A 25,181-nucleotide genomic window follows, 5' to 3' on the forward strand; every position below is an offset into this window, starting at 1 on the left:
GCACCCCCTTTTATAGTCAGAGCGACTATAAAAGGGGGTGCAGGTGCATGGACGGCTACGACAAGTACGCCCACGAACCCTTCGCCGTCACCGTCGACCTGGCCGTGTTCACCCTCCGCCAGGGCGCGTTGCACGTGCTGCTCGTCGAGCGCGGACAGGAGCCCTACGCCGGGCGCTGGGCCCTGCCCGGCGGGTTCGTGCAGCCCGACGAGTCCGCGGAGACGGCCGCCCGGCGCGAACTCGCCGAGGAGACCGGCCTGTCCGACGTCTCGGGGCTGCACCTGGAGCAGTTGCGGACCTACAGCGAGCCCGACCGCGACCCCAGGATGAGGGTCGTGTCCGTCGCCTTCGCCGCACTGCTGCCCGACGCACCCGAGGCGCACGGCGGCAGCGACGCGGCCCGGGCCGACTGGGTGCCGTACGGCACGGCGGGGCCGCTCGCCTTCGACCACGACCGCATCCTGGCCGACGCCCACGACCGCGTCGGCGCCAAGCTCGAGTACACCGGCCTCGCCACCGCCTTCTGCCCGGCCGAGTTCACCCTCGGCGAGCTCCAGCAGGTCTACGAGACCGTGTGGGGCACCGAACTCGACCGGCCCAACTTCCGGCGCAAGGTGCTCGCCACGCCGGGCTTCGTCGAACCCGTCCCGGGTGCGGCGCGACTGACCGGCGGCCGGGGCAAACCCGCCGCGCTGTACCGGGCCGGCACCGCCGCCGCCCTCCACCCGCCCCTCCTCCGGCCCACCCGGGAAGGACGCCCCACATGACCATGCTCGTCCACAAGCAAGCCGCCACCGGAGCGCTCACGGGCCTGGCCCTCGGGGATGCGCTGGGATACCCGACCGAGTTCAGTGACGTTCCGTCGATACTCGCCGAGTTCGGTCCCTGGCGGCAGTTGGACCTGCCCGAGCGGGCCACGGTGTCGGACGACACCCAGATGACGCTGGCGCTCGGCCGGGCGGTGCGGACGGCGATGGACCGGGGGCTGCTCACCCCGCTGCGGCTGGCCCGGCCCCTGCGTGAGGAGTTCGTGAACTGGTACCAGTCCCCGGAGAACAACCGGGCTCCGGGCCGCACCTGCATGAAGGCCTGCTACCTGCTGAAGGACGAAACCCGCCCCTGGCAGGACGCCAGCCAGATCCACTCCAAGGGCTGCGGTGCCAACATGCGCGTCGCGCCCCTGGGCCTGGTGGCCGGCCTGAGTGACGAACAGCGGGCCGGCGCCGCCCAGTTGCAGGCGGCGCTGACACACGGGCATCCGACGGCCCTGGCGGCCTCCGACCTCACCGCGCACGCCGTCCGTCTGCTCGCGCAGGGCGCCGAGCCCACCGGGCTGGTCGGGCTGCTCCGGTCGTACGCCCTGGCGAACCGCAGCCGCTACCACGAGCGCTGGCTCGGCGACCTGTGGCGCCGGGCCGAGGACCCGAGCCCCGAGCGGTTCATCGCGCGCGGCTGGGACGAGTGCCTGGCGGCCCTCGACCGGCTCCAGCACTCCGTGCGCACCGTCTCGCCGGAGACCGACCCGTGTCTGGCCACCGGCGAGGGCTGGATCGCCGAGGAGGCCCTGGCGACCGGGCTGCTGTGCTTCCTGCTCTTCGTCGACGAGCCGGTGACGGCCCTGCGTCGCGCCGCCTGCACCGCCGGCGACTCCGACTCGATCGCCTGCCTGGCGGGCGCCTTCGCGGGCGCGTACCTGGGTGCTGAGGCCTGGCCCACCGAGTGGGCCGACCGCGTCGAGTACCGCGGTGACCTGCTCACCCTCGGGGCGCTGTGGGACGCGTGACGCCTCAGTGCCGCCCGCGGGCCCTCACGCCAGGCGGATCGCGTTTCCCTCCACGGTGATCTGCTCGGCGGGCAACGGCCGGGTCGCCGGGCCCTGGGTCACGGCACCGTCGGCGATCTGGAACCTGCTGCCGTGGCAGGGGCAGTTGATCGTGCCGCCGGAGACGGACCCCACCGTGCAGCGCTGGTGGGTGCAGATCGCCGAGAAGGCCTCGAACCGACCCTGCTCCGGCTGGGTCACCACGACCTCCTCGTCCTTGAAGATCTTGCCGCCGCCGACCGGGATCTCGTCGATGTTGGCCAGGACCTGGCCGGCGGGCCCGCTCGTCGCGCCCTCGCCGGTGGGGGAGCCCGTCGACGCGGAGCCGTTGTCGCCGCCCCCGCCGCAGGCCGCGACGAGCGCCGCCGCGCCCGTCGCGCCCGTCGCGAGGAGAACCGTGCGGCGCGTGGTCTCGTAGGTCATGTCGTCACTCCGAAAGTGCCAAAGAGGGGGTAAATCGGAATTTGGTTTATCTTCGCACTGAAATGACCCAAAGCTGTCGATCCCGGCGTCTCACCGGGCGGGCGCCGCGCACCCCGGCCGCGTGGGCTGACTAGGCTGGTCGGACATAGAGCGACACGCACGTCAGCAAGGAGCATCGCCGTGGCGGTACGAGCGGTCCGGGGCGCCGTCCAACTCGAACGGGACGAGGCCGGGCACATGGACGAGCAGGTCGGAGCCCTGCTCACGGAGATCCTGGAGCGCAACGATCTCGCCGCCGACGACCTGATCAGCATCTGGTTCACGGCCACGCCCGACCTGCACAGCGACTTCCCGGCGGCCGCCGCCCGCAAGCTGGGCATCGTCGACGTGCCGCTGATCTGCGCCCAGGAACTGGACATCGAGGGCGCCATGCCGCGCGTCGTCCGTGTCCTCGCGCACATCGAGTCCGACCGGCCCCGGGCCGACATCGCCCACGTCTACCTCGGCGCCGCGGCCGCCCTGCGCAAGGACATCGCCCAGTGAGGACCGCACTCGTCATCGGCACCGGCCTCATCGGCACGTCCGCCGCGCTGGCGCTGTCCCAGCGGGGCGTCACCGTGCACCTCGCCGACCCCGACCCGGAGCAGGCCCGCACGGCGGCCGCGCTCGGCGCCGGGACGGACGAGGCGCCGGACGGGCCCGTCGACCTCGTGATCGTCGCCGCCCCGCCCGCCCACGTGGCCGACGTGCTCACCGACGCCATGCGCCGCGGCACGGGACGCGGCTACCTCGACGTCGCCAGCGTGAAGGGAGGGCCGCGCCGGGAGCTGGAGGCACACGGCCTCGACCTGTCCGCGTACATCGGCTCGCACCCCATGTCGGGCAGGGAGAAGTCCGGCCCGCTGGCCGCGACCGGAGACCTCTTCGAGGGCCGCCCCTGGGTGCTGACCCCGACCCGGGACACCGACACCGAGGTGCTGAACCTCGCCCTGGAGCTGGTCTCCCACTGCCGTGCCGTGCCGGTGGTGATGGACGCCGACGCCCACGACCGTGCCGTCGCCCTCGTCTCCCACATGCCCCACCTGGTCTCCAGCCTGGTCGCCGCACGGCTTGAGCACGCCGAGGAGGCCGCCGTGCGGCTGTGCGGGCAGGGCATCCGGGACGTGACGCGGATCGCCGCCTCCGACCCCAGGATGTGGATCGACATCCTCTCCGCGAACCCCGCGCCGGTCGCCGACCTGCTCACGGACGTCGCCGCGGACCTGGAGGAGACCGTGCGGGCCCTGCGCGCCCTGCAGTCCTCCGACGACCACAAGCGCCGCGAGGGCGCCGGCGGGATCGAGGACGTGCTGCGGCGCGGCAACGCCGGGCAGGTCCGCGTCCCCGGCAAGCACGGGTCCGCCCCCCGGGCCTACGAGGTCGTGGCCGTGCTCATCGACGACCAGCCGGGACAGCTGGCCCGGATCTTCGCCGACGCGGGCGTGGCCGGCGTCAACATCGAGGACGTACGGATCGAGCACGCGACGGGGCAGCAGGCCGGTCTGGTGCAGCTGATGGTGGAGCCGAAGGCGGCGCCGGTGCTGAGTGCTGCGCTGCGGGAACGGGGCTGGGCGATCCGGCAGTAGGAGGTACGGTCGGCGGGCCGCTTCCGGGGGCTGCCGCCCCCGGCCCCCCGCTTCGGCCTGAACGGCCTCGTCCTCAAGCGCCGGCCGGGCTGGATGGGGGCTGTGCGCCGCGGTCGGCTGCGCGCCGGACGGGCTGGATGCGGCTGGGCGTCAGGGCCGGCTGTGCGCCCGACCGGCTGGATGCCGCTGGACGTCGTCGTCGGCGTCGTCGGCAGCCGGGCGCCGTCGCCGTGGACGCGCGGCCGGACGAGTGACCCGCACCCAGTAACCTTGTGCGGGGCACTCGCGCCCTCACCCCGCCGAGCCCGGTTCAGGAAGGTCCCCACTGTGGAAAGCGCCACGCCAGTGATTGTCGCCATCGACGGCCCCGCCGGCACCGGAAAGTCGAGCACCTCGAAGGCCGTGGCGGCCCAGCTCGGGTTGAGCTACCTGGACACCGGCGCCCAGTACCGGGCGATCACCTGGTGGATGGTGAACAACGGCATCGACATCGACGACCCGTCCGCCATCGCCGCCGCCGCGGGCAAGCCGGAGATCGTCTCCGGTACGGACCCGCAGGGGCCGTCCATCACGGTCGACGGCGTCGACGTGGCCGGTCCGATCCGCACCCAGGAGGTCTCCTCCAAGGTCAGCGCGGTCAGCGCGGTGCCCGAGGTGCGCGCCCGGATCACCGAGCTCCAGCGCTCGATCGCCGCCTCCGCGAAGCAGGGCATAGTGGTGGAGGGCCGGGACATCGGCACGACCGTGCTGCCGGACGCCGACCTCAAGATCTTCCTCACCGCCTCCCCGGAGGCACGCGCCGCCCGCCGCAGCGGCGAGCTGAAGGGCGCCGACGTCCACTCCACCCGCGAGGCCCTGATCAAGCGGGACGCCGCCGACTCCAGCCGCAAGACCTCCCCGCTCGCCAAGGCGGACGACGCCGTCGAGGTGGACACCACCGCGCTCACACTGGCCCAGGTCATCGAGTGCGTCGTCACCCTCGTCGAGGAGAAGCGGGCCGGAAAGTGACCGAACTGCCTTCGGCGCGGGGTGCCGAGGTCGGCCGGCGCATCGGCGTCGGCCTGATGTACGGGCTGTGGAAGCCGCGCGTGCTCGGCGCCTGGCGGGTGCCCGCCAGCGGCCCGGTGATCCTCGCGGTCAACCACTCCCACAACATCGACGGCCCGATGGTCATGGGCGTGGCGCCCCGGCCGACGCACTTCCTGATCAAGAAGGAAGCGTTCATCGGGCCGCTGGACCCCTTCCTGCTCGGCATCGGGCAGGTGAAGGTCGACCGCGACACCACCGACCGCACGGCGATCACCCACGCGCTGGGCGTCCTGGACAATGGGGGAATGCTCGGCATCTTCCCGGAGGGCACCCGGGGCGAGGGCGACTTCGCCGCGCTGCGCGCCGGCCTCGCGTACTTCGCCGTGCGCAGCGGCGCCCCGATCGTCCCGGTGGCCGTGCTGGGAAGTTCCGGGAAGCGGGGACGGTTGATAAAGGCGCTGCCTCCGCTGCGCTCCCGCGTCGACGTCGTCTTCGGCGAGCCCTTCGAGGCGGGCGACGGCAGCGGGCGCCGGACGCGCAAGGCGCTGGACGAGGCGACCGGGCGCATCCAGAAGCAGCTCGCGGCCCACCTGGAAAACGCCAGGCGCCTCACCAGGCGCTAGGCGACACTGAGTAGTGGATCAGCCCGCAACGCAGCGGGTACTCCACCGACCACCACGATGAACGACGAGGTACGGACTTCATGAACGACCACATCCAGCCCGACGGCTCGGACGCGTCCGAGGGCGCGTACGAGCATGACCACGGGGCGCTCGGCGACGCCGAGTTCGCGGAGTTCATGGAGCTCGCCGCGGAGGAGGGCTTCGACCTCGAGGACGTCGAGGGCGCCATCGAGGAGGCGGGCCACGGCCCGCTGCCCGTGCTCGCCGTAGTCGGCCGCCCCAATGTCGGCAAGTCGACTCTGGTGAACCGCATCATCGGGCGCCGCGAGGCCGTCGTCGAGGACAAGCCCGGAGTCACCCGCGACCGTGTCACCTACGAGGCCGAGTGGGCGGGCCGCCGTTTCAAGGTCGTCGACACCGGCGGCTGGGAGCAGGACGTCCTCGGCATCGACGCCTCCGTGGCCGCCCAGGCCGAGTACGCGATCGAGGCCGCCGACGCGGTCGTCTTCGTCGTCGACGCCAAGGTCGGCGCCACCGACACCGACGAGGCGGTCGTCCGGCTGCTGCGCAAGGCCGGCAAGCCGGTCGTGCTGTGCGCCAACAAGGTCGACGGCCCGAGCGGCGAGGCCGACGCGTCCTACCTGTGGTCGCTGGGCCTGGGGGAGCCGCACCCGGTCTCCGCGCTGCACGGCCGGGGCACCGGTGACATGCTCGACCAGGTCCTGGAGGTGCTCCCTGAGGCGCCGCGCCAGACGTTCGGCGGGGGCGGCGTCGGTGGCCCGCGCCGGATCGCCCTGATCGGACGCCCCAACGTCGGCAAGTCCTCCCTGCTGAACAAGGTGGCGGGCGAGGAGCGCGTCGTCGTCAACGAGCTGGCGGGCACCACCCGTGACCCGGTCGACGAGCTGATCGAACTCGGCGGCGTCACCTGGAAGTTCGTCGACACGGCGGGCATCCGCAAGCGCGTCCACCTCCAGCAGGGCGCCGACTACTACGCCTCGCTGCGCACCGCCGCCGCCGTCGAGAAGGCGGAGGTCGCGGTCATCCTGATCGACGGCTCCGAGTCCATCTCGGTGCAGGACCAGCGGATCGTCACCATGGCCGTCGAGGCGGGCCGCGCGATCGTCCTCGCGTACAACAAGTGGGACACCCTCGACGAGGAGCGCCGCTACTACCTGGAGCGGGAGATCGAGACCGAGCTCGGCCAGGTGGCGTGGGCGCCGCGGGTGAACGTCTCGGCGCGTACCGGGCGGCACATGGAGAAGCTGGTCCCGGCGATCGAGACGGCCCTGGCGGGCTGGGAGACCCGGGTCCCGACGGGCCGGCTGAACGCCTTCCTCGGTGAGCTGGTCGCCGCCCACCCGCACCCGGTCCGGGGCGGCAAGCAGCCGCGCATCCTGTTCGGCACGCAGGCGGGCACGAAGCCGCCGCGGTTCGTGCTGTTCGCCTCCGGCTTCATCGAGGCGGGCTACCGGCGCTTCATCGAGCGCCGCCTGCGCGAGGAGTTCGGCTTCGACGGGACGCCGATCCACATCTCTGTGCGGGTGCGCGAGAAGCGCGGCAAGAAGAAGTAGGAGAAACACCGGAAAGGGCGGCCCCGAACGGGGCCGCCCTTTCCGGTGTCCGGTGCTCGCTCAGGCGCCGCCGCGCCGTCCCGGCGGCAGCGCGGCCGGGACGTAGTGCATCCCGGTGCCGTGCGCGATCGTCTCGACGCGCTGCCACTGCGGCTGGTGGCCTGCGGCATGGCGGGCGCTCTGGGCGCCCGCGCTGTAGGCGCTGTAGGAGCCGCCGTACGTGCCTCCGTACGAGCCCGAGCCGTGCGGGGTGTTCCCGAAGGCGGTGAAACCCAGCTTCTCCTCGCCGCTGCGGTCGCCGGGCAGTGCGCGGAAGGACTTGACGTACTCGGCGTAGAGCGCGTCGTAGATCGGCGTGGCCGATGGGCCGCCCTGGGAGTCCTGAGACGATCGCGCGGACGGGATCGACGAGAAGGACTGGCGGCGGGGAACGTCGTATGCGTGCACGTATGTCCAAACGACCCCGGGGGTCAAGGGATGCGGCCCGGGTACGGCTTTCGCGGGTGCACGGCGTGCGCGGGTGACGGGTGGCTCAGGTGCCGGCCAGCGGCAGCGCGGAGGCGACCAGCTTTCCGTTCGCCGCCGCCTTGTCCAGCGCGTCCCGCAGCAGGTCCTCGCGCGGCTGGCGGCCGATCGAGCCGACGGGCGCGGCGAACATCAGCACCTGCTGGTGCTTGTTGGCGGCCGTGCGCCAGCCCTCGGTCACCTGGAGCGGCTGGTGCGCCTGCCACCAGGCCACCGGCCTGCCACCGTTGGTGCCCGGCTGGAGCACCGCGTGCAGCTGGCCCATGGCGAGCAGCACCGACCAGCCGTGCAGCACCGGCGGTACGGCGGACAGCTCGGTCAGCGGCATGAAGCCCTGCTCGATGAGCAGCGGCAGGAAGTCGTCGCCGGTGCCGGTCGCGCCGGGCCGGGCGACGGGCCCGGTCGGCTCCACCACCAGGGCCGGGTGCAGCTCGCCGCCGATCAGGACGAGCCCGCTGGTCACGCCGAGCACCGCCTGCTCCGGCACCACCTTGTCGGGCTCCAGGTCGACGGTGTCGCCGGTGATGGACTTCACCGCGCCCCGCAGCTGCTCCTCGGTGACCTGCACGACCTGCGAGGGCAGACAGCCGGCGTGGGCGAAGGCGAGGACGGCGGTCTCGTCCCCGATGAACAGGACGGTGCTGGTGCGCTCCTGCTCGGAGTCGCCCGGAGTGCGGCAGGACGTGCAGTCGTAACTGCCCGGGGCGGTCTCTCCGGCGAGCAGGCGGTCGGCTTCTTCGTCGCCGATCTCGGCGCGTACCTCGTCGCTGACGTCGAGCATGCGCGGCACGGGTGGCTCCCTCGGGGATGCGGTGCGTGGCAAAGCCGGGTGGCTCCCGGCCCGTGGTCCGGGTAGGTCCCGGCTCATGAAGAAGACAACGGGCGATCTGTGGCGGGAGTCACGCCCCAGGGCGAACGGAATCGAACCATCCAGCGCACAGGGTCACGTTCGACGCGGAATCGCGCACTCACCGTCAACTCGAAGCTGAGCAAGAGGCGTTGGGAGGGTGAAGTGGGTCACAGGCCATCGGGGAGGTTGGTCGACAAATCCCGAAATCCGCGAATGAAGTGGGTGTCCGGAAATCGACGTTACCCGGGGTATCGGTGAAGTGGCCTGCTCCGACGGGCGACTGGTTGATGCCGAGCCGTCGGCCTCCTTAGATTCCTCGGCCGTGTGCAACGAGCACCGCTCGGGTACGTCCGCCGACCGCCGGGTTCCCAGGAACCGGGCACAGCACCGCACCGGCGGACGGGGCGAGCGCGACCCACGCGCCCCATGGCGCGGGGAGTGGCGTTCCGCCTTGGGGGATCCCGGGTGTTTCGAGAGGGAACCACATGTCCGAATGTGCCGATACCACTCGCCACGACGCTCGGAAGAACCAGGTTCGTACAACGGCGGTCCTCGCCGGCGCGGCACTGCTCGCGCCCCTCGGACTGCTCGCCGCGACCGGAAACGCCGCGGCGGCCGACAGCGGAGTGTGGGACCGCATCGCCCAGTGCGAGAGCGGCGGCAACTGGCACATCAACACCGGCAACGGCTACTACGGCGGACTCCAGTTCGCCGCCTCCACCTGGAACGCCTACGGCGGCACGGCCTACGCCCCCACCGCCGACCGGGCCGGCAGGTCCCAGCAGATCGCCGTCGCCACCAAGGTCCAGCGCGCCCAGGGCTGGGGCGCCTGGCCGACCTGCTCGGCACGCGCCGGGGCGAGCGGCGGCGCACCCGCCGCCCCGGTCACCTCCACGGAGCAGGCCCCGGCGAAACCGTCGAAGGCGCCGGCGCGTTCCACGGCACACACGGACCGCGGCTCGTCCCGCGGCGACTACACCGTCCGTCAGGGCGACACACTGAGCGGCGTCGCCGCCCGGCACGGGACCACCTGGCAGCGTCTCTACGCCGCCAACAAGGCCGTCATCGGTGAGGAGCCCGACGTGATCGTGCCCGGCCTGCGCCTCGCACTCTGAGCCGCTGCTCCCCCTCGCCGGGACACGGGCCCCGTCCGGTCGACCGACCGGACGGGGCTCAGGGCGTCCCGGACCGGCCCCTGAGCTCTCCCGCCTCCCCGGCGAACACGACGGCCCCGCGGCGCAGCTCGTAGACGATCGCGGGCCGGTCCCGCAGGGCGAGCGGCAGCCGCTGCTCGGCGATCACCACACACGCGTCCAGCGCGCCCAGCAGCTCGTACGTCCGGGCCGCGACCGAGGGCGACATGCCCTGGGCGGGCTCGTCGACGAGCACCACGCGCGCGTGTGCGAGCAGTGCCCGTGAGAGGGCGAGCATGCGCTGCTCCCCGCCGGAGAGGGTGCCGGCGCGCCGCTCCAGCAAGGGCCGCAGCCGGGGGTAGGCGCAGAGGGCCACGGCGTGGTCGGACGCGGTGAGTTCGAGGTTCTCGCGCACGGTGAGCGAGCCGAACACCGCCTGCCGCTCCGGCACCAGACACAGCCCCCGCCGGGCCCGTTCGTACGCCGGGACACGGGTCACGTCGGTGCCGTCCCACACCACCGCGCCGCCCGACAGGGCGACGGTGCCGGCCAGGGCGCGCAGGGCGGTGGTGCGGCCGGAGCCGTTGCGGCCCAGCAGCACGGTCAGGCCCGGGCCGGGGGCGGTGAGGCTGATGCCGTGCAGGGCCTCCAGGGGGCCGTAGCGCACGCGGGCGTGGCGCAGGGAGACGGTCGTCATCGGCCGGCCCCCGTTCCCAGGGCGTCGAGGACGCGCCCGGGCGGGCCGGAGGCGACGATCCGGCCCGCGGCCATCACATGCACGACGTCGGCGAGACCGGCCACCAGGTCCAGGTCGTGCTCGACGACGAGGAGGGCCGTGCCGTCGGCAGCCAGGGCTTTCAGGACGCGGGCCAGGGCGGTCACTTCGGCGGTGTCGAGCCCGGCGGCGGGCTCGTCGAGGAGCAGGACGCGAGGGCCGCCCGCAAGGACCCGGGCCAGTTCGACGCGGCGCAGCGTCCCGGTGGGCAGCCCGGCGGCGGGTTGTGCGCGCACCGGTCCGTCGAGCCCGAGCAGTCTGAGGGTGCGCTCCACGGCGCCCGGGTCGGTCACCCGGCCCTGCTCGGCGCCCACCCGGACGTTCTCGGTGACGGTCAGCGAGGGGAAGACGGCCAGTTGCTGGAAGGTCCGCCCGACACCGAGCCGGGTGCGGGCGTGGGCGGGCAGCGTGGTGATGTCCCGCCCGCCGAGACGCACCGTGCCGTGCGCGGGCCGCAGCGTCCCGGCCAGACAGTGGAACAGGGTGCTCTTCCCGGCCCCGTTGGGACCGACGACCGCGGTGATCCGCCCGGGGGAGAGGTCCAGGCCGACTCCGTCGAGGGCGGTGAAACCGCCGTAGTGGGCGTGGAGGTGGCGGGCGGTCAGGACGGGGGCGGCGGGGCCCGCGGCGGTCTGACCCGTGGGCGGCAAGGCGGCTGTGGCGGGCGCCGCCGCGCGTGGCCGGGAGCCCGAGGAGGGCTCGGGGGCCGCCTCGGGCCGACCGGCCGCTCCCGCGCCCTTCGCCCTCCGTGCCAGGCGCGTCGCCCCGGTCGGCACCGCTGCCCTCCGGGCCGCCTGCGGCGCCACAGGCCGCAGTAGCCCGCGCACCCGGGCGCCCACCGGCGTCAGGGCCGGGGTGCGGTGCGGCCGGAGGCGTTCCGTGGCCGTGCGCAGGGCCTCGTACGGGCCGCCCGGGAAGCGGCCCACCAGGATCGCCAGGACGCCGATCAGGGCCGCCGCGACGCCGCCCCGGGTGCCGGCGTCCAGCCCGACCAGGAGGGCCGCTGCGGCGAGGGCGCCGAGCGTGCTGTCGGCGCCCAGCACCACCACCGCGGCGAACCACAGCAGGCCGCGCACGGGGTCGTAGGCGGCGGCGTCGAAGGCGCGCAGCCCCATGCCGAGCATGCCGCCGCCCAGTGCGGCCAGCGCGGCGCCCGCGACGAAGGCCAGCAGCTTGAGGGAGGGCACCCGGACGCCCGCCGCCTGCGCGCCCGCCTCGTGGTCCCGCATGGCGACCAGGGCCCGGCCGGTCCGCCCCCGGCGCAGCGCGTGCGTCGCCAGCAGCGCGACCCCCAGCAGGAGCAGCTCCAGCACGTAGTACGCCCGGTCCCCCTCGAAGCCCGCCGGGCGGCCCAGGGACAACCCCGACGTGGCGTACGGCTGGGCGAAGACGAAGCGGCTCACCCCGACGCCGACCGCGAACGTCGCCAGTGCCAGGGCCAGGCCCCGGCGGCCGATCGCCGGCCAGCCCGTCAGCAGGCCCAGCGGCGCCACCAGGACCACCGCCACCGCGAGGGCCGCCAGCTCCGGCAGGCGGGGCAGCCCCGGGAAGCGGCCCGCCGCCAGCAGGGCCGTGAACAGGGCGCCCAGCCCGGCGTACGCCGCCTGCCCCAGGGAGATCTGGCCGCCGCGGCCGGTGACCACCACCAGGGACAGCAGGATCACGGCCAGCGCCGGCACCTGGACGGAGGTGTGCAGGTCCCGGCCGGCCAGGCCCAGCGGCAGCAGGAACAGCACGAGGACCACGATCCAGGCACCCGGCGGGGTCGGCACGCGCGCCGTGGCCGTGCGCGGCAGCACGTCCCGCTCCCCGACCCCGGGCAGCACCAGCGCCGCGACCAGCAACGCGACGACGAACAGGTTCGTGCCCACCGCCTGGAGCAGCGGCTCGGCCCAGCCCGACGGGTGCAGCCGCGTCAGCTGGCTCTGCGCCACCCCGATGCCCAGCGCCACCACCACCGCGACCGGCAGACTCCGCATCCGCGCGGCCACCGCGACCGCCACGACCTCCATCACCAGCAGCGACAGCCCGTACGGGTCGAGCCGCACGTACGGTGCCAGCAGCACACCCGTCAGGCCCGCCGTGAACGAACCGAACGCCCAACCCGTGGCCGCGACCCGGTCCGCGTCGATACCGCCCAGCACGGCGAGCCGCCGGTCGTCGACCACGGCCCGCAGCTCCCGCCCGAACCGCGTCCGGCGGACCACCGCCGCGACCCCGGCGGCCAGCACCAGCACCACCGCCAGCTGCCCCCACGGCTCGTCCGGCACCAGCACCGGCGCGTCGTCCCGCGCCCCCTGCCCCCACAGCAGCGCCGCCCCGCCCACCAGCAGCACGAACACCCCGATGGACGCCACCAGCGTCTGCGCCGGATCACCGCCCAGGACCGCCAAGGGCCGGAAGACGAACCGCTCCAGGACGACACCCAGGCCGGGAGCCAGCACCAGCAGTGTCACGGCCGCCCCGAGCCAAAGGGGCCAGCCCCACTCGACCACGCACTGCCGCAGCGCGTACGCGCACACCATCGCGATCGCGCCGTGCGCGAAGTTGAGCACGCCCGTCGCGCGGTACGTCACGATCAGGCCGATCCCGGTCAGCGCCGCCGCGCTGCCGATCGAGAGCCCGGCGAGGGTGAGGTCGTACGTCAGCGACGACATCAGTCGGTTTCTTCGGCCGGCTCGCAGATCGGGCAGGGGGTCAGCTCACCGCTCGCCACCAGCTTGGAGTCCACCGGGACCGCCTCCGCCTTCCCCGCCACCAGCGGGCAGTCCGCCCGGTGCCACAGCGTGCCGCCCGGCACCATCAGCAGGTCGCCGCTGACCGCGAGCGGCGCGAGCGCGGCCCGGCCGGTCTCCGGAGGCTCGGCCGGCTCGGCCGCCACCAGCAGGCCGTACAGCTCCTCCACGCGCGCGGCGGCGATCGAACCCCGCCCGTGGGCCAGCAGCACCGCCCCGGCGATGACCAGCGCCGCGCCGGGAACCGTGCAGGACGCCAGGTAGGGCAGCTGCCGTTCGGCGTAACGCTCACCGGAGACGCCGTACCAGCCGACGACGCACAGCACCGCGCCGGCGGCCAGGGCCACCCAGCCGGCCCACAGGACGGGATGCACGGTCCGCAGTCGACTGGTCCGCATCGCTGGCTCCCACACGTCGGATTCGCTGTGCACGCGCCTGGCTGCCTGTTCAACTCCGCCGATCGCTTGCACTATGCCCTGTGGAAGCTGACCCTGAAAGCACCGGGCGCACATGGCCCGGACCGACACCCGGTGGTGAGCCAGATGGTTCTCGGCAGCGACCTCAAGCGGGGGAACGCGACGGGGGGTCCACGAGCCGCGGGACGGGGTACGGCGATCGCCGCCGCCCTGGTCCTGGCCCTCGCCCCGGCACTGGCGGCCTGCAGCGACGACAGCGGCGGCGGCAGCCGGTCCACGCCTCCCACCCCGACCGCGGAGCGGACCACGAGCGCGCCGGCCACCGCGCCGGCGGACCGGGCCGCCGCGGAGGCGGAGATCCGGCAGAACTGGCAGAAGTTCTTCGACCCGAAGACCTCGACCGAGGACAAGCAGGCCGTCCTGGAGCACGGCGACCGGATGGGCCCGGTCCTCCAGGCCTTCAGCGGTGACGAGCGCGGCGGTCAGGTCCAGGCGAAGGTCACCAAGGTCGAGTTCACCTCGGCGACCGGGGCGGACGTGACGTACACGCTCACCCTGAAGGGCACCACCGCCCTGCCCGACGCCTCCGGAAGCGCGGTCGAGCAGGACGGCACCTGGAAGGTGTCCGCCAAGACGCTGTGCGCGCTGGTGCAACTGAGCGGCAATGCGTCACCGGTCCCGGGCTGCTGAGGCCCTGGCCGCGGTGCTGCTGCTCGCCCTGAGCGCGGCCTGCGGCAGCCGGCTCCCGGAGAGCGACTTCGAGCACGGCGACCGCACCCCCGCGCCCCGCGACTCCGCGCCCCTGCGGGTCGGCATCATCACCAGCGCCACCAGCCCGGTCGGCGGCAGCGCCTTCACCGGCCCGCGCGACGGCGCCCGGGCCTTCTTCGACCGGCTCAACGGGCGCGGTGGCATCGACGGGCGCCGGGTCGAGGTGCTCAGCTGCGACGACGGCGGCAGCGGCGTCGGCAACAACGAGTGCGTCCACAAGCTCGTCGAGGAGGACAAGGTCGTCGCCCTGGTCGCCACCACCGCCCTCGACTACGCGGGCGCCTCCCGTGTCTCCCGCGCACGCGTACCCGACATCGGCGGCCAGCCCATCGGCACGGCCTACGACACCTACCCGCACCTCTACGGCATCTACGGCAGCCTCGCGCCCCGCGACGGCACCCCCGGCTGGGACGGCACGCTGTACGGCGGCACCGAGGTGTACCGCTACTTCAAACGCGAGCACGGCGCCCGCACCGCCGCCGTCGTCTCCTACAACCAGTCCGCCTCGGCCGCCTACGCCCGGCTCGTCGAGCGGGGGCTGCGCGCCGAGGGCTACAAGGTCGTCACCGAGCAGGTCGACTTCGCCCTGCCCAACTTCCGCGCCGTCGCCGCCGACCTCAAGGAGCAGGGCGCCGACCTGGTCTTCGACGCCATCGACGGGCACGGCAACGCCCGGTTGTGCCAGGCCATGGACGAGGTGGGCGCCGACGTCACCGCCAAGGTGACCAACGTGCAGAACTGGACGTCCACCGTCGCCGACGACTACAGGGACGCCCCACGCTGCCGCAACGCCCTCTGGGCGACCGGCGCCAGCCGCAACTTCGAGGACACCGGCCACCCGGCCGTACGGGAGTTCCGCGAGGCGACCGAGGACCTGAAGACGCACTCCCAGTGGCAGCTGGAGGGATGGGCGGCCGCGCGGTGGTTCACCGACGCGGCGACGTCCTGCGCGCCGACGGGCATCACGCGCGCGTGCGTCGACGCCTTCATGAACCGCAGCCAGGGCTACACCGCCGGAGGGCTGCTGCTCCCCGTCCGCTTCGAACGGTCGCCCGAACCGCCGAAGACCAGCAGGACCTGCCTGTCGGTGGCCCGCTGGCAGGACGGCAAGGGCTGGGTCGGCCAGGGGGACATGAACCGCACCTGTTTCACCGTCCCGCAACTGGCCTACGCGCCTTGAGGACAGTGGTTGTCCGCAAGGCCTGGCAGACTCGCCCCATGTTGGAGACCTCGGCCCGCCTGCTGCGTCTGCTGTCCCTGCTCCAGGCCCACCGCGAGTGGTCCGGCGCCGACCTGGCCGGCCGGCTCGGCGTCAGCGCCCGCACCCTGCGCCGGGACGTGGACCGGCTGCGCGAACTCGGCTACCCGGTCAACGCCAGCCCCGGCACCGGCGGCGGCTACCAGCTGGGCGCCGGCGCCGAACTGCCGCCGCTGCTCCTGGACGACGACGAGGCCGTCGCCGTGGCCGTCGGGTTGCGCACGGCCGCCGGGCAGGGCATCGACGGCATCGGCGAGACCTCGGTCCGGGCCCTCGCCAAGCTGGAGCAGGTGCTGCCGAACCGGCTGCGCCGCCGGGTGGGCGCCCTGAACGCCGTCACCGTGCCGATGCTGCGCAGCACGCTGCCCTCCTCGGTCGATCCGGCCGTGCTCACCGAACTCGCCCACCTGTGCCGGGACGCCGAACGGCTGCGTTTCGAGTACCGGAACCACGACGGCACCCCCACCCGGCGCAGTGTCGAACCGCACCGCCTGGTGTGCACCGAGCGCCGCTGGTACCTGGTCGCCTGGGACCTCGACCGGGACGACTGGCGCACGTTCCGCGTGGACCGCGTCACGCCCAAGCCGCCGCACGGCCCGCGCTTCGTGCCGCGCGACCCGCCCGCCGAGGACCTGGCCGCCTACGTCTCCCAGGGCGTCTCCACGCGCGCGTACGCCACCCACGCCGTCGTGCGGCTCCTGGCGCCCCTGGAGGAGGCCGCCCACCGCATCTCGCCCTCCGCCGGCGTGCTGGAGGCGGAGAGCGAGGACACCTGCCTGCTGCGCTGCGGCGCCGGCAGCCTCGACGTGATGGTCATCCACGTGATGATGCTGGGCTTCGACTTCGAGGTGCTGGAGCCGGACGGGCTGATCGAGGCGATCAGGACGACTCGGGACCGGCTTGATGGCGCTTTGGCTCGGGCTGCGCAGTCACCGCCGCGTACTCCGGATGGTGCAGATCGAACGCCGGCGACTCCGAGCGGATCCGGGGCAGCGTCGTGAAGTTGTGCCTGGGCGGCGGGCAGGAGGTCGCCCACTCCAGGGAACGGCCGAAGCCCCAGGGGTCGTCGACCTCGACCTTCGCGCCGTACCTGGCGGTCTTCCACACGTTGTAGAGGAACGGCAGCGTCGACATGCCGAGCAGGAACGCGCCGATCGTCGACACGGTGTTGAGCGCCGTGAACCCGTCCGCGGCGAGATAGTCGGCGTACCGGCGGGGCATGCCCTCGGCGCCCAGCCAGTGCTGCACCAGGAAGGTGGTGTGGAAGCCGACGAACAGCGTCCAGAACTGGATCTTGCCGAGCCGTTCGTCGAGCATCTTCCCGGTGAACTTCGGCCACCAGAAGTAGAAGCCGGCGAAGATCGCGAAGACGACCGTGCCGAAGACGACGTAGTGGAAGTGCGCGACCACGAAGTACGTGTCCGTCACATGGAAGTCCAGCGGCGGTGACGCCAGGATCACCCCGGTCAGCCCGCCGAACAGGAACGTCACCAGGAAGCCCGTCGCCCACAGCATCGGCGTCTCGAACGACAGCGAGCCCTTCATCATGGTGCCGGCCCAGTTGAAGATCTTCACACCCGTCGGCACCGCGATCAGGAAGCTCATGAAGGAGAAGAACGGCAGCAGCACCGCGCCGGTGGCGAACATGTGGTGCGCCCACACGACCATCGACAGGCCGGTGATCGCCATCGTCGCCCCGACCAGCGTCAGGTAGCCGAACAACGGCTTGCGGCTGAAGACCGGGATGATCTCCGTGATGATGCCGAAGAACGGCAGCGCGATGATGTACACCTCGGGGTGGCCGAAGAACCAGAACAGGTGCTGCCACAGGATCGCCCCGCCGTTGGCCGCGTCGAACACCTGCGAGCCGAACCGCCGGTCCGCCTCCAGCACCAGCAGCGCCGCCGCCAGCACCGGGAACGCCATCAGGATCAGGATGGACGTGAACAGGGTGTTCCACACGAAGATCGGCATCCGGAACATCGTCATGCCCGGGGCACGCATCCCGATGATCGTGGCGATGAAGTTGACCGCGCCGAGGATCGTGCCGAAGCCCGACAGCGCCAGCCCCATGATCCACAGGTCGGCCCCGAGGCCCGGCGTGCGCTCCGCGCTGTTGAGCGGGGCGTAGGCGGTCCAGCCGAAGTCCGCCGGCCCGGAGGGCACCAGCAGCGAGCCGAGCACGATCAGCCCGCCGAACAGGAACAGCCAGTACGAGAACATGTTCAGCCGCGGGAAGGCGACGTCGGGCGCGCCGATCTGCAACGGCATCAACTCGTTCGCGAAGCCCGCGAAGGTCGGGGTGGCGAACAGCAGCAGCATGATCGTGCCGTGCAGCGTGAACGCCTGGTTGAACTGCTCGTTGTTGATGATCTGCAGGCCGGGGCGGGCCAGTTCGGCGCGCATCAGCAGCGCCATCACACCCGCGACCAGGAAGAACACGAACGACGTGATCAGGTAGAGATGGCCGATCTTCTTGTGATCCGTCGTCGTCAGCCAGTCGACCACCACCCGCCCGTGCCGCGTGCGCGGCGCGGGCGGTGCCACCGCCCGTACGGTCTGCGTCCCCATCGCTCGCTCGCCCCTTCGCTCATCGCGTACCGGGCCCGCCGTAGCCCGCGCCTCACGAACCCGCGAGCTCACGCCATGATGCTCGCGTCACCGCGCGCTCCGACAGGGGGCGTACCGGCCTCTCTGTGCGGAAGCCATGCATTTCCCGTGCCGCACCCGCTCCGCCGGGCGGGTGCGGCACGGGAAAGGGACGGAGCCCCGGAGGCACTTCTCCCGGCACTTTCCGCCGGGTTTTTCCATGAGCTCATGTGACACGCGGGAATTACGAATACATGCCTCCGGAAGGCGTAAGGAACCGCTCGTCCGTGTGACGGGCGGAGCCCGAAACTGCTGTCGTGATCTTGTGACAGAAGCGTGACCGGGGGCGGACAGTGACCGGGCGGGCCCGGACTTCCGCGGCCGCCGGGCAGGACATAGCGTGGCGGCATGGCACCGAATCCGACACCTTCCGCGGAACCCGACGACAGCCCGGACACCTATGTCGGCCTGGAGGCCGGCCGGGCCGAACACCTCGCGCGTGAGCGCGGCTGGCCCACGGTGCGCTCATTGCCGCCGGGGGCGATCATCACCATGGAGTACCGCGTGGGCCGGCTGAACTTCGAGGTCAAGGGCGGCCGGGTGGCGCGGGCCTGGAAGGGCTGAGACGACGAAGGCCCTGGTTCCGCTCCGGAACCGGGGCCTTCGTCATGCCGGACGGGGTGCGCACCGTCCCGTGCTCAGCCGCCCGTCAGGGGACGGGCCGACGGGGTCGAACCGCGCGGATGGCGCTCCGTGTGGGGCGGGCGGCGGCTGCCGGCCGGGGTGATCGGCGTGCGCTCCGAGCGGGTCGTGTGCGGGCCCGGCGCCAGGTGGACCGGGGCCCGGGGCGAGCGGGCCGCGACGTCGTCCCGGTCGGGCAGCGGCGTGACCCTCACGGGCGGCGCGTCGACCGGAGCGGCCGAGGCGCCTCGCCTGCGGGCCCGCAGGCGGTCGCGCAGGCGGTCGCGCAGGTCGAAGATCCAGGCCTCCGCGCGGGCGATCAGCGGCTCGAACCACGGCAGGCCGAGCAGGATCAGCAGACCCGCGGTCCAGCCGAGGAGTACATCGCTCAGCCAGTGCGTGCCGAGGTAGACGGTGGCCATCCCGACGCCGAGCGAGGTCACCGCGGACACGGCGGACAGCCAGCGCTGCGCTCTCGCGCTGGAGGCCAGATAGGCCAGGATTCCCCAGGTCACGACGGCGTTGGCAGTGTGACCGCTCGGAAATATATCGCCGCCGAGCCACATCTCGTTCGAGCCGATGGAGGTCGCGTAGTGGGGTCCCAGGCGGCCCATGCCGTATTTGGCGGCGCCGACCGTGATGTTCAGCAGCAGCAGCGAGACACCGAGCGCGAGCAGCGGCCGCAGGGTGTGCTGCCGCCAGGAGCGCCAGCCCAGCCAGGCCGCGACCATCACGGCGGTCGGGCCGCGCTGTCCGAGGACCACGTAGTAGTCGACGAACCAGTGGATCTCCGACCACTGCTGGTACGGGCGGAAGAACATGACCTGCCAGTCGAGCCGGACCAGCCAGGACGTGATCACCACGGCCCACACGATCGCGCCGTAGAAGGACAGGGTCGCCGCGAAGAGCACGATGCGGTGCCTGCTCATCTTCGGCACATCGATGTGGGCCGGTCGTTCCGGCTCACGGTCCAGCCGGGCGAACACCCGGTCCAGACGGGTGAGCTTCGGTTCGGTACGCACCCAATCGACGTTACAGCGAGTGAGCTCAGATCCCGGGCGAATCAACGGCTTTGTGATGACGATGTGATGTGGGATTCCTCTCAGGAGGAGGTTTATTTCCAGCGAATCTGCAATCGCCGGACGCTGCGGCCTTCAATTCCTTTGATCATTCCGGATGCGGGTTTTATTGCGCTTTTGAATTCGTTCACCGGAGCATGGTGCGGAATTCCCCTGTCGCTCACAGCGGGTCAGGGCGGACCGGAGCCGTTCAGCCAGAACGCCCCGTACACCGCGGAGGCCACCCCGACGGCCCCGAGCACCAGCGCTGACCTGCGCATACGCTGCCCGGCCAGGGCCGACGCGAGGGGCAGCAGCAGCGGGAAGGCGGGCATCAGCAGCCGCGGTTTCGAGCCGAAGTAGCTCGACGCGCACAGGGCGAGCGCGGTCACGAGGCCGGTGTAGACCAGCAGCGGCAGCGGCTGGCGCTGACGTACGCCGACCACATACAGCCAGACGACTGACGCGACCCCGAGGATCAGCCCCACGCCGGCCAGGGCCGACGGGAACGACGTGAACTTTTCGGCGACGAACCGGCCGAAGGCATAGCCGCCGTCGAAGCCGTTGCGCCATCCGGCCTGGACGTCGAGATAGCCCAGCGGGCCCTTGCCCGTGTGATGCCCGACCCAGAGCACGTAGCCGGCGGTGCCGAGAGGGGCCAGGAGCATGCCGACGACGCGCCGGGTCCGGGTCCCGGAGCCGGGGGGAGCGCAGGCGCGTGTCGCGCTCCGCGCGCCGTGCGGCCCGGCCGCACTTCCGTCCCGTACGAACGAGGTCACCGCCGCCGCCCACACCGCCGCCACCACGGCCAGTCCCACCGGACGGGTCAGCCCGGCCAGCAGGGCCAGCGCGCCCGCCGTCACCCAGCGGCCGGTCAGGACCGCGTACAGCGACCAGGCCGCGAGAGCCGTGAACAGGGACTCGCTGTACGCCATCGACTGCACGATCCCCACCGGCAGGACGGCCCACAACAGCACCGCGCACACCCCGGCCCGGCGGCCGTACACGAGGTCCGCCACGGCGAAGACGCCCCAGGCCGCGGCGAGCGAGGCGAGCAGGCTGACGAGGAACCCCCCGTCCGCGTACGACAGCGGTGACACCGCCGCCACCAGCCGCTCCAGCCAGGGCAGCAGCGGGAAGAACGCCAGATTCGAGTGCACGTCCCCGTTCGCCAGGCGCACCTCGTAGCCGTAGCCGAGCTCGGCGACCCTGACGTACCACAGCGCCTCCCAGCGGGCGGTCAGCAGCGTGTACGCGTTCTTGTCCCGCGCCCCGCTCCACAGGAACAGGGCGAGCAGGCCCAGGGCGCGGACGGCCGCGTACCCGGCGAGCGCCGGGGCCGCCCGGCGCAGCGCCCCGGCGCGGGCCGGGGCCGCGCGCGTCTCAAGATCGGTCACGGGCCCGATTATCGACCCGGGCCGCAACCGCCCGGCCGGCCGGGGCGTCGACGACCTCGGGGGCAGTGGCGTACGCCACATCCTTCCGCCGGAGGTGTGAGAGGCCCGCCACTGGCCTCCGGCGGGGACTCGCGTACTCTGACGTGTCACTCGCTTTTCGTTTGCGCGGGCCGGAGACCACCGCTCCTCTCCGGCCGAGTCGCGGGGGCGTCCCCCACCCCGTGAGCCCGCCGATCGCGAGGGAACATCTGGGAGGTACGTACATGTCCGGGACGACCACGGCCGCCGCTGCGCTGCGCCGTCGGGCGGCCGGGGCCGGTGCCAACCGCTGGGTGGTTCTCGTCGTCCTCTGCGTCAGCCTGCTGCTGGTCGCCGTCGACGCCACCGTGCTGCACGTGGCGGTCCCCGCCGTCACAGAGGACCTGAAGCCCGGCGGGATAGAGCTGCTCTGGATCGTCGACGTCTACCCACTGGTCTGCGCCTCGCTGCTGATCCTGTTCGGCACGCTGGGCGACCGCGTCGGCCGCCGAAGAGTCCTGCTCCTCGGATACACGCTGTTCGGCGTCGCCTCCGGCCTCGCCGCCCTGGCCGACAGCGCCCAGGTGCTGATCGTGGCGCGGGCGCTGCTCGGCGTGGGCGGCGCGATGATCATGCCGGCGACCCTGTCGATCCTGCGGCAGGTCTTCCCCGACCGGCGCGAGCGGGCGCTCGCGATCGGCATATGGAGTGCCGTGGCCGCGGTGGGGGCCGCGGTCGGTCCGCTGCTCGGCGGTTTCCTGCTGGAGCACTTCTGGTGGGGCTCGGTCTTCCTCGTCAACATTCCGTTGATGCTGGTCAGTCTTCCGGTGGGGCGCCTGCTGCTGCCCGAGTCGAAGGGCGACGGCAAGGGCCCCTGGGACGTGGTCGGTGCGCTGATGGCGGCGGCCGGGCTGTTCGGTGTCGTGCTGGGCGTGAAGCGGCTCGGCAGCGGGGAGTCGGTCGGGAGCCTGCTCACCGTGCTGCCGCTGGTCGTCGGCGCGGCGCTGCTGGTCGGCTTCGTACGGCGGCAGCGGCGGCGGGCGTATCCGCTGGTGGACCTCAAGATGTTCGCGCGGCCGGCGTTCAGCACGTCCGTCGGGTGCATCGTGCTGGCGATGCTCGCGCTGGTCGGGCTGGAACTGATCGCGGCCCAGTACCTGCAACTGGTGCTCGGGCTGTCGCCGCTGGAGACCGGGCTGCGGCTGCTGCCGCTGACCTTCGCGGCGATGGCGGCCGGGCTGGCCGGGGCGCGGATGCTGCGGCGGTTCGGGCCGCGGCGGATGGTGTGCGCCGGGTTCTGCCTCACGGCGTTCGCGGTGGTGCTGCTGACGGCGCTCGGCCGGACGGACGACTGCGCGCTGATGCTGAGCGGCTTCGTGCTGCTCGGCTTCGGGCTGGAGACGACGCTGTTCGGGGCGTACGAGTCGATGCTCAGCGAGGCGCCGCAGGAGCAGGCCGGTGGGGCGGCGGCGATCGGGGAGACGTCGTACCAGCTCGGGGCGGGGATCGGGATCGCGCTGCTCGGCACGGTGATGAACGCGGCGTACGCGCCCGGGCTGTCGGGCGTGCCGGGGGTTCCGGCGTCGGCGTCCGCGTCCGCGGGGCATTCGCTGGGGGAGGCGTACGAGGTCGCCGCGCAGCTGGGCGGGTCCGCCGGTGCCGCGCTGCGGCATGCCGCCCGGGACGCGTTCGTGCACGGACTGCATGTGACGTTGCTGGTGAGTGCGGGGTTGTTGCTGCTCGGGGCGGTGATGGCGTTGCGCTTGCCGCGGGCCATGCAGTGCGAGCCCGCGGAGCCGGCGGAGCTCCCTGCCCCCAGGGACGCGGCGGAGTCCCGCGTCTCGGTGTGACACCCCTTCGCCCACCCACGCACCGCCCGTAGCGGTCGGAGGAGGGGCGAGGGTCGCCCGTGGGGGGTGGTTCGCCGTTGGCGGCTTGCCGGTGTGCGGGGCTATGGGTGGTGCTTGGGTGTGATCAGGTCGTAGCGTCTGACTAGCGGTGCTAGTTGAAGAGCTTCGGAGGGTGTCGATCATGTCCGGTTCGTCCAAGCTGCCTCCCTTCGATCCCGCCGATCCCCTCGGCCTGGACGACCTGCTGGAGCCGGAGGACCTCGGGATCAGGGACACCGTGCGGGCCTGGGCCGCGGACCGGGTGCTGCCGTACGTCGCGGAGTGGTACGAGAAGGGGGAGCTGCCGGGTGTCCGGGAGCTGGCCCAGGAGCTCGGCGGCATCGGTGCCCTCGGGATGTCCCTGGACGGGTACGGCTGCGCCGGGGCGTCCGCCGTGCAGTACGGGCTCGCCTGCCTGGAGCTGGAGGCCGCCGACTCCGGCATCCGCTCCCTCGTCTCCGTGCAGGGCTCCCTCGCCATGTACGCCATCCACCGCTTCGGCAGCGAGGCGCAGAAGCAGCAGTGGCTGCCCCGGATGGCCGCCGGTGAGGTCATCGGGTGCTTCGGGCTCACCGAGCCCGACCACGGATCCGACCCCGCCTCCATGCGCACGTACGCCAAGCGCGACGGCTCCGACTGGATCCTCAACGGCCGCAAGATGTGGATCACCAACGGGTCGGTCGCCGGTGTCGCCGTCGTGTGGGCGCAGACCGAGGACGGGATCCGCGGCTTCGCGGTGCCCACCGACAGCGGCGGGTTCTCCGCACCCGAGATCAAGCACAAGTGGTCCCTCAGGGCCTCGGTCACCAGCGAGCTCGTGCTCGACGACGTCAGGCTGCCCGCCGACGCCGTCCTCCCGGAGGCCACCGGCCTGCGCGGACCCCTCAGCTGTCTGTCCCACGCCCGGTACGGAATCGTCTGGGGCGCCATGGGCGCGGCCCGCAGCAGTTTCGAGGCCGCGGTCGACTACGCGAAGTCACGGGAGCAGTTCGGGCGGCCCATCGGCGGCTTCCAGCTCACCCAGGCCAAACTCGCCGACATGGCGGTCGAACTGCACAAGGGGATTCTGCTCGCCCATCATCTGGGGCGGCGTATGGACGCCGGCCGCCTGCGTCCCGAGCAGGTCAGCTTCGGCAAGCTCAACAACGTCCGGGAAGCGATCGAGATCTGCCGCACGGCCCGGACCATTCTCGGCGCCAACGGGATCTCGCTCGAATATCCCGTGATGCGGCACGCGACCAACCTCGAGTCGGTGCTCACCTATGAGGGCACCGTCGAGATGCATCAGCTCGTGCTGGGCAAGGCGCTCACCGGACTCGACGCCTTCCGGTAGACCGGTCCGGTGACCCTGCGCGGGGGCAGGGCCGGTGAGCGGCCCTGCCTCAGCTCTGGTTGAAGAAGCCGTCCGTGCGGTGCGCGGCCGGGTCGCCGTTGACGATCTCCGTGTTGGCGGGGGTCAGCAGGAACACGCGGGTCGACACTCTCTCGATCGAACCGCGCAGGCCGAAGATCAGCCCGGCCGCGAAGTCGACCACGCGCTTGGCGTCGGAGGCCTCCATGGCCGTGAGGTTCATGATGACCGGCACGCCCTCGCGGAACAGCTCGCCGATGGCGCGCGCGTCCCGGAAGCTGTCCGGGGTCACCGTGCCGATGCGGCGGCCCTTCTCCTCGGCGACGTCCGAGGCCACCTTGACGCGCGGATCGGTGACCCAGGCCTCCCCGGGCTCGGTCCCGTCGGAGTAGTCGTCGTCGTAGTAACGCTCGTCTTCGTTGTCGTCGACGAGGCCAAGCCAGGCACTTGCCTTGCGTACCGATCCCATGGACGCCTCCTCTCACAGCGGTCTTTCTGCTTTCCGCATCCCTATGGTCGTCCATGATGCGGATGGCGCGCCAAGTGGATAGACGCCGCACGGGGGGTTTGTGACGGTACTGGTGCACAGCGAATCCGTCGAGAGTCCGTGTGTCCCAAGGGCCGTTTCCCAAACAGCTG

At 72.5% G+C, this 25,181-nt stretch carries 23 protein-coding genes and 1 pseudogene; 14 read left to right on the forward strand and 10 right to left on the reverse strand.

The features are described 5' to 3' along the window. Positions 1 to 47 precede the first annotated feature (47 nt). Both ACIRDU_RS24605 and ACIRDU_RS24610 read left to right on the forward strand, forming a co-directional pair. Positions 48 to 767, forward strand: a complete 720-nt coding sequence (locus tag ACIRDU_RS24605) for an NUDIX hydrolase (RefSeq protein WP_403582678.1) — start codon at positions 48 to 50, stop codon at positions 765 to 767. Next, complete coding sequence (locus ACIRDU_RS24610) at positions 764 to 1,783, forward strand: ADP-ribosylglycohydrolase family protein (protein ID WP_403582681.1); 1,020 nt, start codon at positions 764 to 766, stop codon at positions 1,781 to 1,783. Before ACIRDU_RS24605 ends, ACIRDU_RS24610 begins: the two co-directional genes overlap by 4 nt. Positions 1,784 to 1,807: 24 nt before the next feature. On the opposite strand, the gene ACIRDU_RS24615 is transcribed toward ACIRDU_RS24610, so the two are convergent. Continuing rightward, complete coding sequence (locus ACIRDU_RS24615; protein WP_403582684.1) at positions 1,808 to 2,245, reverse strand: Rieske (2Fe-2S) protein; 438 nt, start codon at positions 2,243 to 2,245, stop codon at positions 1,808 to 1,810. Positions 2,246 to 2,425: 180 nt separating this feature from the next. On the opposite strand from ACIRDU_RS24615, the gene aroH reads away from it, so the two are divergent. The 5 genes from aroH to der all read left to right on the forward strand — a co-directional run bounded on the left by aroH (position 2,426) and on the right by der (position 7,096). Continuing rightward, entirely contained in the window at positions 2,426 to 2,788 is a 363-nt protein-coding gene (aroH, locus tag ACIRDU_RS24620) for a chorismate mutase (protein WP_031106761.1), read from the forward strand. Further along, positions 2,785 to 3,870: a prephenate dehydrogenase gene (locus ACIRDU_RS24625; protein WP_403582687.1), complete on the forward strand. Its 1,086-nt coding sequence runs from the start codon at positions 2,785 to 2,787 to the stop codon at positions 3,868 to 3,870. The genes aroH and ACIRDU_RS24625 overlap by 4 nt, the downstream gene beginning before the upstream one ends. Before the next feature lie 345 nt (positions 3,871 to 4,215). Further along, positions 4,216 to 4,878, forward strand: coding sequence for a (d)CMP kinase (gene cmk / locus ACIRDU_RS24630; RefSeq protein WP_403582690.1), 663 nt, complete (start codon positions 4,216 to 4,218; stop codon positions 4,876 to 4,878). Next, a complete protein-coding gene (locus tag ACIRDU_RS24635) occupies positions 4,875 to 5,522 on the forward strand; it encodes a lysophospholipid acyltransferase family protein (protein ID WP_403582693.1) in 648 nt (215 codons plus the stop codon). Before cmk ends, ACIRDU_RS24635 begins: the two co-directional genes overlap by 4 nt. An 80-nt stretch (positions 5,523 to 5,602) precedes the next feature. Next, positions 5,603 to 7,096 carry a ribosome biogenesis GTPase Der gene (gene der / locus ACIRDU_RS24640; RefSeq protein ID WP_403582695.1) on the forward strand — a complete coding sequence of 498 codons (1,494 nt, stop codon included), beginning with the start codon at positions 5,603 to 5,605 and terminating at the stop codon, positions 7,094 to 7,096. A gap of 60 nt (positions 7,097 to 7,156) precedes the next feature. On the opposite strand, the gene ACIRDU_RS24645 is transcribed toward der, so the two are convergent. Together ACIRDU_RS24645 and ACIRDU_RS24650 are read right to left on the reverse strand one after the other, a co-directional pair. Further along, on the reverse strand, positions 7,157 to 7,543 hold the full coding sequence (locus tag ACIRDU_RS24645) for a hypothetical protein (RefSeq protein ID WP_403582697.1): 387 nt from the start codon (positions 7,541 to 7,543) through the stop codon (positions 7,157 to 7,159). An 85-nt stretch (positions 7,544 to 7,628) separates the two neighbouring features. Continuing rightward, positions 7,629 to 8,411: a hypothetical protein gene (locus tag ACIRDU_RS24650; RefSeq protein WP_403582700.1), complete on the reverse strand. Its 783-nt coding sequence runs from the start codon at positions 8,409 to 8,411 to the stop codon at positions 7,629 to 7,631. Between the two features lie 545 nt (positions 8,412 to 8,956). On the opposite strand from ACIRDU_RS24650, the gene ACIRDU_RS24655 reads away from it, so the two are divergent. Next, complete coding sequence (locus ACIRDU_RS24655) at positions 8,957 to 9,586, forward strand: transglycosylase family protein (protein ID WP_403582703.1); 630 nt, start codon at positions 8,957 to 8,959, stop codon at positions 9,584 to 9,586. Positions 9,587 to 9,644: 58 nt separating this feature from the next. Here the strand turns inward: ACIRDU_RS24655 and ACIRDU_RS24660 are convergent, their stop codons facing one another. From ACIRDU_RS24660 to ACIRDU_RS24670, 3 genes are read right to left on the reverse strand one after another with little or no spacing between them, the layout of a single operon-like run. Continuing rightward, complete coding sequence (locus ACIRDU_RS24660; RefSeq protein WP_403582705.1) at positions 9,645 to 10,301, reverse strand: ABC transporter ATP-binding protein; 657 nt, start codon at positions 10,299 to 10,301, stop codon at positions 9,645 to 9,647. Beyond that, on the reverse strand, positions 10,298 to 13,036 hold the full coding sequence (locus tag ACIRDU_RS24665) for a branched-chain amino acid ABC transporter permease/ATP-binding protein (protein ID WP_403582707.1): 2,739 nt from the start codon (positions 13,034 to 13,036) through the stop codon (positions 10,298 to 10,300). The genes ACIRDU_RS24660 and ACIRDU_RS24665 overlap by 4 nt, the downstream gene beginning before the upstream one ends. Next, positions 13,036 to 13,512: a hypothetical protein gene (locus tag ACIRDU_RS24670; RefSeq protein ID WP_403582709.1), complete on the reverse strand. Its 477-nt coding sequence runs from the start codon at positions 13,510 to 13,512 to the stop codon at positions 13,036 to 13,038. The genes ACIRDU_RS24665 and ACIRDU_RS24670 overlap by 1 nt, the downstream gene beginning before the upstream one ends. Positions 13,513 to 13,656: 144 nt before the next feature. On the opposite strand from ACIRDU_RS24670, the gene ACIRDU_RS24675 reads away from it, so the two are divergent. Genes ACIRDU_RS24675 through ACIRDU_RS24685 form a run of 3 tightly spaced genes read left to right on the forward strand, consistent with a single transcriptional unit; the run spans position 13,657 to position 16,560 of the window. After that, positions 13,657 to 14,220 (forward strand): hypothetical protein, encoded by a 564-nt coding sequence (locus ACIRDU_RS24675; RefSeq protein ID WP_403582711.1) that lies wholly within the window; start codon positions 13,657 to 13,659, stop codon positions 14,218 to 14,220. Then, positions 14,195 to 15,481, forward strand: coding sequence for an ABC transporter substrate-binding protein (locus ACIRDU_RS24680; RefSeq protein ID WP_403582715.1), 1,287 nt, complete (start codon positions 14,195 to 14,197; stop codon positions 15,479 to 15,481). The genes ACIRDU_RS24675 and ACIRDU_RS24680 overlap by 26 nt, the downstream gene beginning before the upstream one ends. A gap of 38 nt (positions 15,482 to 15,519) precedes the next feature. Beyond that, positions 15,520 to 16,560, forward strand: coding sequence for a helix-turn-helix transcriptional regulator (locus tag ACIRDU_RS24685; protein ID WP_403582718.1), 1,041 nt, complete (start codon positions 15,520 to 15,522; stop codon positions 16,558 to 16,560). A 43-nt stretch (positions 16,561 to 16,603) separates the two neighbouring features. Here ACIRDU_RS24685 and ctaD read toward each other — a convergent pair. Next, a pseudogene (gene ctaD, locus ACIRDU_RS24690) lies at positions 16,604 to 18,130 on the reverse strand (cytochrome c oxidase subunit I); the annotation flags it as partial. A 426-nt stretch (positions 18,131 to 18,556) separates the two neighbouring features. Here ctaD and ACIRDU_RS24695 point away from each other — a divergent pair. Continuing rightward, entirely contained in the window at positions 18,557 to 18,772 is a 216-nt protein-coding gene (locus ACIRDU_RS24695) for an I78 family peptidase inhibitor (protein WP_003989240.1), read from the forward strand. 74 nt (positions 18,773 to 18,846) lie between these two features. Here the strand turns inward: ACIRDU_RS24695 and ACIRDU_RS24700 are convergent, their stop codons facing one another. Beyond that, complete coding sequence (locus ACIRDU_RS24700; protein WP_403582721.1) at positions 18,847 to 19,851, reverse strand: phosphatase PAP2 family protein; 1,005 nt, start codon at positions 19,849 to 19,851, stop codon at positions 18,847 to 18,849. 227 nt (positions 19,852 to 20,078) lie between these two features. Then, positions 20,079 to 21,284 carry a mannosyltransferase family protein gene (locus tag ACIRDU_RS24705; RefSeq protein ID WP_403582723.1) on the reverse strand — a complete coding sequence of 402 codons (1,206 nt, stop codon included), beginning with the start codon at positions 21,282 to 21,284 and terminating at the stop codon, positions 20,079 to 20,081. A gap of 263 nt (positions 21,285 to 21,547) precedes the next feature. Here ACIRDU_RS24705 and ACIRDU_RS24710 point away from each other — a divergent pair, with 263 nt between their 5' ends. Both ACIRDU_RS24710 and ACIRDU_RS24715 read left to right on the forward strand, forming a co-directional pair. Further along, on the forward strand, positions 21,548 to 23,152 hold the full coding sequence (locus ACIRDU_RS24710) for an MFS transporter (RefSeq protein WP_403582725.1): 1,605 nt from the start codon (positions 21,548 to 21,550) through the stop codon (positions 23,150 to 23,152). A gap of 181 nt (positions 23,153 to 23,333) precedes the next feature. Continuing rightward, positions 23,334 to 24,524, forward strand: coding sequence for an acyl-CoA dehydrogenase family protein (locus ACIRDU_RS24715; RefSeq protein ID WP_403582728.1), 1,191 nt, complete (start codon positions 23,334 to 23,336; stop codon positions 24,522 to 24,524). 49 nt (positions 24,525 to 24,573) lie between these two features. On the opposite strand, the gene ACIRDU_RS24720 is transcribed toward ACIRDU_RS24715, so the two are convergent. Then, positions 24,574 to 25,011, reverse strand: a complete 438-nt coding sequence (locus ACIRDU_RS24720; protein ID WP_248507614.1) for a cell division protein SepF — start codon at positions 25,009 to 25,011, stop codon at positions 24,574 to 24,576. Positions 25,012 to 25,181 lie beyond the last annotated feature (170 nt).

Source organism: Streptomyces sp. NPDC093598 (genome assembly GCF_044764825.1).
Classification (GTDB): Bacteria; Actinomycetota; Actinomycetes; order Streptomycetales; family Streptomycetaceae; genus Streptomyces.

What these genes read in the sequence shown, in the direction of transcription:
- ACIRDU_RS24605 (WP_403582678.1), top strand. Translation starts at nt 48, where the DNA reads ATGGACGGCTACGACAAGTACGCCCACGAACCCTTCGCCGTCACCGTC.
- ACIRDU_RS24610 (WP_403582681.1), top strand. Translation starts at nt 764, where the DNA reads ATGACCATGCTCGTCCACAAGCAAGCCGCCACCGGAGCGCTCACGGGC.
- ACIRDU_RS24615 (WP_403582684.1), bottom strand. Translation starts at nt 2,245, where the DNA reads ATGACCTACGAGACCACGCGCCGCACGGTTCTCCTCGCGACGGGCGCG.
- der (WP_403582695.1), top strand. Translation starts at nt 5,603, where the DNA reads ATGAACGACCACATCCAGCCCGACGGCTCGGACGCGTCCGAGGGCGCG.
- ACIRDU_RS24655 (WP_403582703.1), top strand. Translation starts at nt 8,957, where the DNA reads ATGTCCGAATGTGCCGATACCACTCGCCACGACGCTCGGAAGAACCAG.
- ACIRDU_RS24660 (WP_403582705.1), bottom strand. Translation starts at nt 10,301, where the DNA reads ATGACGACCGTCTCCCTGCGCCACGCCCGCGTGCGCTACGGCCCCCTG.
- ACIRDU_RS24665 (WP_403582707.1), bottom strand. Translation starts at nt 13,036, where the DNA reads ATGTCGTCGCTGACGTACGACCTCACCCTCGCCGGGCTCTCGATCGGC.
- ACIRDU_RS24670 (WP_403582709.1), bottom strand. Translation starts at nt 13,512, where the DNA reads ATGCGGACCAGTCGACTGCGGACCGTGCATCCCGTCCTGTGGGCCGGC.
- ACIRDU_RS24675 (WP_403582711.1), top strand. Translation starts at nt 13,657, where the DNA reads ATGGTTCTCGGCAGCGACCTCAAGCGGGGGAACGCGACGGGGGGTCCA.
- ACIRDU_RS24680 (WP_403582715.1), top strand. Translation starts at nt 14,195, where the DNA reads ATGCGTCACCGGTCCCGGGCTGCTGAGGCCCTGGCCGCGGTGCTGCTG.
- ACIRDU_RS24685 (WP_403582718.1), top strand. Translation starts at nt 15,520, where the DNA reads ATGTTGGAGACCTCGGCCCGCCTGCTGCGTCTGCTGTCCCTGCTCCAG.
- ACIRDU_RS24695 (WP_003989240.1), top strand. Translation starts at nt 18,557, where the DNA reads ATGGCACCGAATCCGACACCTTCCGCGGAACCCGACGACAGCCCGGAC.
- ACIRDU_RS24710 (WP_403582725.1), top strand. Translation starts at nt 21,548, where the DNA reads ATGTCCGGGACGACCACGGCCGCCGCTGCGCTGCGCCGTCGGGCGGCC.
- ACIRDU_RS24715 (WP_403582728.1), top strand. Translation starts at nt 23,334, where the DNA reads ATGTCCGGTTCGTCCAAGCTGCCTCCCTTCGATCCCGCCGATCCCCTC.
- ACIRDU_RS24720 (WP_248507614.1), bottom strand. Translation starts at nt 25,011, where the DNA reads ATGGGATCGGTACGCAAGGCAAGTGCCTGGCTTGGCCTCGTCGACGAC.